Source organism: Legionella worsleiensis, from assembly GCF_001467535.1.
In the GTDB taxonomy this organism is placed as follows: Bacteria; Pseudomonadota; Gammaproteobacteria; order Legionellales; family Legionellaceae; genus Legionella; species Legionella worsleiensis.
Window position 1 is genome coordinate 211,185 of record NZ_LNZC01000027.1, and the last position, 4,086, is coordinate 215,270.

Below are 4,086 nucleotides of genomic sequence, written 5' to 3' on the forward strand. Positions count from 1 at the left end.
TAAATGACGTAACCAGCTAATTTAAGATTATCCAGATTAAGCCACAAATAAAAAACATTAAGGGGCAGGGAATGTTTGCCCCGACTCAACCAAGATAATTTGGACAAATCCTGGTTGCAAGCAACCAGGCTACGTTTGCTATGCCAATTCCCATTTACCCTTTTTCCGTAATTTAACCCAAGTTAGGGTTAATGTTCACTAACGAACTGCTTCAAATCGTCAATGGTATTTTGTTGTCCAGTGCCATGAAGCCATTCATTGATATGTGGTTGGATAACCCACTCTTGTATAAGCTGCTGTTGTGTTTTATCGACCAGTTTGAAAGAGAATTGAAAGTTATTATTCATTGAATAATCTTTATTGCTATCAATTTTAACTGCTCCTAACGTGCTGACTGGTCAGATTTATTTCTTCAGCAATATGTTGCTCCGAAATCGATTCGGGTTTGAAGAAGAGCGTACTGCGTAAAGTCGGGAGTGCAAAACTCACATCACTTCGTGCCGCATTGAAGGAGTTATAGGTAGGGATATAGGTTGCAGGTGGTGTTAAATCATACTGACTTAAACGTATTTGTACCGATGGAATAGGTGAGGTTGTTTTTATTTCCCATAAAATAAAATCAACAGTCGGTTTGAGCGTTTTGTCTGTTGCGGCTTTATTGTAAAAGGTAATGGCGTCATGAATACGCTTTTCCCAGTAAACATTCGGATGATCCCTTTCTTTAACTACACTGCGGATACGTCCTTCAAGCAGAAGACCTGAAACCAAATTAGCTACAGGATAATCCCAACTTTCCAGGATATTAATTAATTTGTTTAATTTTGGTTCATCAATTTTTTTTCCGAGAGTGATGATTTCGAAAAATTGTGCGCTGTTTCTTTTGCAAAGAATCAGATTGTCAACATCTTCATAAAGTTTTTGAGCATCACGCTGGATATCACTGTTAAGTGTCAATTGCTTCCATGCTTCATTACACAAATTCAAAATTACTAATTTTTTTTCAGAATATTCAATAGCGTTATTTAGACCTAATCTGGATTTAATGGCAGTGTAAAGAACTGGTTCTTTAGGTTGAAATGAAGACAATGAAGCAAGCCGTCCATGTGATGTATATGTTAACATGAATTTTTCCAGTAAAAGCGTGTAACTTGGAATTACATTGGGCACGACGAATCTCTATTAAGCCAAAATAAGACTAATTATAGTGCATCTGTAATGGGGCTGGAAGCTGTGTTTCCGTTTTTTATCGCTCCTCATTGCTTTTTCACAATACCCAATATACTGCTCAGCAAGAGTAGCCTGGTTGCTTGCAACCAGGGATTTTTCTTATTCCTAAATGAAATACAACAACAACTAAATAATATGAAAATGACGCAACCAGCTAATTTAAGATTATCCAGATTAAGCCACAAATAAAAAACCTTAAGGGTCAGGGAATGTTTGCTCTGACTCAACCAAGATAATTTGGACAAATCCTGGTTGCAAGCAACCAGGCTACGTTTGCTAAGTTAGGGTTAATGTTCACGTTTAACATGTTTTTTTAAGAGAACTCCATTATATCAGGGATAGGCAAATAGATTGTTAATCAGGCTCAGCAAGAGTAGATACTGTCTTTAAAAGGTTGCTTGCTTTTAAAGACAGTATCTACGCATGCTAAAAAATGGACAATGCCCATTAGAGATTGGAAAACCGCACTGAATCGATTTATGATTGATTTCGAAGAGCGGTTGAGTGAGTTTGTTTAACACAGGACAGTTACACAGAATTATTTACAGTCCCCACGATGATTAGTTCATTGCAAAGTTTTTCCTTGCGATAGTGTTGAATAATACCGCTCTAAGTCTACTATACAGCGTCTCAACACCGTTATTTGGGCTTGTATGATTTCTTCTGTGCTAATCCATTCTCTCTCAATTGTACATTTATTAAATTCAATGCGTGTATTCAATAAAAATTGGGCAATAGTTCCTTGAATACTAGCGCTTATTTCATCTTCATGTGGTTTAGATTCCACAAGAAATTTTTGGATTAATACCTGATTATTCTTTATGAATTCGTTTTGTGTTTCTTCTGTCATATTTACCTCAAAAATCAAACTCTACCTTTCATTTCGTATTTACCCTGTTTCTGTAATTTAACCCATAATTTTAAATCTTTCTATTTTAGATTGAGCAACAAAGGGTATTAGAAGAAAAACTCTTTGAGCGTTGATAAAATAATTCTCATCTTAGCTGGAATAATATTGCCCCCGATGAGCCGTCATTTCTTCTAAATCACGATAGATAATAGCATATTTGCAATATCAACATACACTTTGCATAATCACTTCGCCTTGAAAATGGCCCAATTTAAGTTTGATGGTTGGTACTGTGCCATACGTTACTCCCTTTTTTAATGGGTTAAGTCTAAGTTCAGGTCAATTTTTGCAACGGAGCCAGGAGAAATATATGCTGTCAACCAGCCTTATGAAGACTGAATCAGACTCACAGTTTCAAAGAGGAGACAGGGGGACATGGGTCTTAAATGAGTTTCGCAATCCTCTTCCTCTTTCTGAATTAAAGCCAGATACTTTTGTGCATCTTGATGGTGAAATGAAACTGCTATCCCAGCTTTCTCTGATAGGAGCAGGGATATTAATTTGCGGAGGTTGTACCAGTGTTTTTGATTTTAGCAAGGGATTATTCAATCCTGATTTGATAGAAGCTCATCTTACTTATCCTCAAATTTATTATGTAGATCACAATAAGAAACTTCACACCTGCATGAGATTTGAACTTTTTTTCTCTACACAGAGTGTACGGGATAAATTTATAAAATCCCTGCCAAACTCTGCTCATGTATATCCTAATAAAATTCACAGCTATTACTCTGATACTCAAATAAAGGCAACAATATTGACCAAATCAAGAGAATCTTATATCGAAGTTATAAATAAAATGCTCGAGTTTCCTGAAGCCAGGCTAAAAGCAGATCAAATATTGAATGACCGTTATTTTGGTTTTGATAGCAAGGTTTTTGTGAATGATATCCCATCTTTAGATGAAGCTTCACATGCCATTAATAATGCATCAACAATATCATCTAATCTGATTCACTCCATAACAAGCAGCAGTACTTCAACACCCGAAATAACATGTGTTCAACCAATTGAGGCATCCATTGAGATTGCACAACTTCACCCTTCCAGGAGCAGCTCACCAGAATCGGTTGATAGGAAGGTCCATCCCAATGATTCAACACAAGATTTAGTTTTAGTCCAGGCATTAATTGCAGTTCAACCAGATAAGGCACATGCTGAAATTGCGTCTCTTCATCTTGATGAGCCCTGTTCATCAGAGTTAGTCAGCTTACATATCAGAAATCTGGAACCAGACACAGAATTAACCGTACCTGAACCTTGTAAAAAAACAACCGAGCTTGCCCCGCTTCTTTGTGATACACACAGCTTGGATATCACATCTGATGATAATGGCAATTTAAAAGGACGATTAATTAAACACAGTATTTTCACTACCATACGCAATAAAACATCCGATGATTATCGTGCATCTCGTTCAAGCCAACGATTACCTACAAATCAAGAGACTTTAATGACAAAATGTATCGGATGTTGTTTTCTTTTATAAATGGGAGTGGTTCCTGTAAAGCGACAAAAACCCCTGAGTCAAGCTGATGGGCATGCTTCGTTTTGTCCACAGTATCTACGCTTGCTTAAGGCATGTTGATTTTCATACCTTCCACTAACAAAAAACTTTTTCTGTGCAAATTATTTGCATTTCACCAGCCCGGTATTGTACGATATCCGCCCAATATTATCTTGGGAATAAAAACAATGGCTGCAACAGAACGAGATATACGCATAAAGATGGCAAGCACGAAATCAGTGCGCCCCTCATTATTAAGAATGGCTTTCAATGCACTTGGTGACGCACCATTAAAAGATCCCGGCTTTTTTAACACAAGGAAAGCTCCTTGTCCTGATGTAATTAAAAGCAATTTATTACTTATGTTACGCACATGAGCTTGTAGTTTGAATAAAAAGCATTAGAATTCCGCCCTTAATTTTAGGGAGGGAATTAAATGGAT

5 protein-coding genes are annotated in these 4,086 nt (G+C 36.8%); 1 reads left to right on the top strand and 4 read right to left on the bottom strand.

Features of this window, described 5'->3' with window-relative positions; genetic code table 11:
• Nucleotides 1-188 precede the first annotated feature (188 nt).
• The 3 genes from Lwor_RS13800 to Lwor_RS10510 form a co-directional block, all read right to left on the bottom strand.
• Nucleotides 189-347: a hypothetical protein gene (locus tag Lwor_RS13800; RefSeq protein WP_157063146.1), complete on the bottom strand. Its 159-nt coding sequence runs from the start codon at nucleotides 345-347 to the stop codon at nucleotides 189-191.
• 25 nt (nucleotides 348-372) lie between these two features.
• Nucleotides 373-1,122, bottom strand: coding sequence for a hypothetical protein (locus Lwor_RS10505; protein ID WP_058493829.1), 750 nt, complete (start codon nucleotides 1,120-1,122; stop codon nucleotides 373-375).
• A 670-nt stretch (nucleotides 1,123-1,792) separates the two neighbouring features.
• The gene (locus Lwor_RS10510; protein WP_058493830.1) at nucleotides 1,793-2,077 is read right to left on the bottom strand and encodes a hypothetical protein; all 285 of its coding nucleotides are present in this window, start codon (nucleotides 2,075-2,077) and stop codon (nucleotides 1,793-1,795) included.
• A 370-nt stretch (nucleotides 2,078-2,447) separates the two neighbouring features.
• Between Lwor_RS10510 and Lwor_RS10515 the strand changes: the two genes are divergently transcribed.
• Complete coding sequence (locus Lwor_RS10515) at nucleotides 2,448-3,626, top strand: hypothetical protein (RefSeq protein WP_058493831.1); 1,179 nt, start codon at nucleotides 2,448-2,450, stop codon at nucleotides 3,624-3,626.
• A gap of 151 nt (nucleotides 3,627-3,777) precedes the next feature.
• Here the strand turns inward: Lwor_RS10515 and Lwor_RS13805 are convergent, their stop codons facing one another.
• Complete coding sequence (locus tag Lwor_RS13805) at nucleotides 3,778-3,960, bottom strand: hypothetical protein (protein WP_147279885.1); 183 nt, start codon at nucleotides 3,958-3,960, stop codon at nucleotides 3,778-3,780.
• Nucleotides 3,961-4,086 lie beyond the last annotated feature (126 nt).

Excerpts from the sequence above, each read along its gene's own strand:
- Lwor_RS10510 (WP_058493830.1), bottom strand. The coding sequence starts at position 2,077 with ATGACAGAAGAAACACAAAACGAATTCATAAAGAATAATCAGGTATTA.
- Lwor_RS10505 (WP_058493829.1), bottom strand. The coding sequence starts at position 1,122 with ATGTTAACATATACATCACATGGACGGCTTGCTTCATTGTCTTCATTT.
- Lwor_RS13800 (WP_157063146.1), bottom strand. The coding sequence starts at position 347 with ATGAATAATAACTTTCAATTCTCTTTCAAACTGGTCGATAAAACACAA.
- Lwor_RS10515 (WP_058493831.1), top strand. The coding sequence starts at position 2,448 with ATGCTGTCAACCAGCCTTATGAAGACTGAATCAGACTCACAGTTTCAA.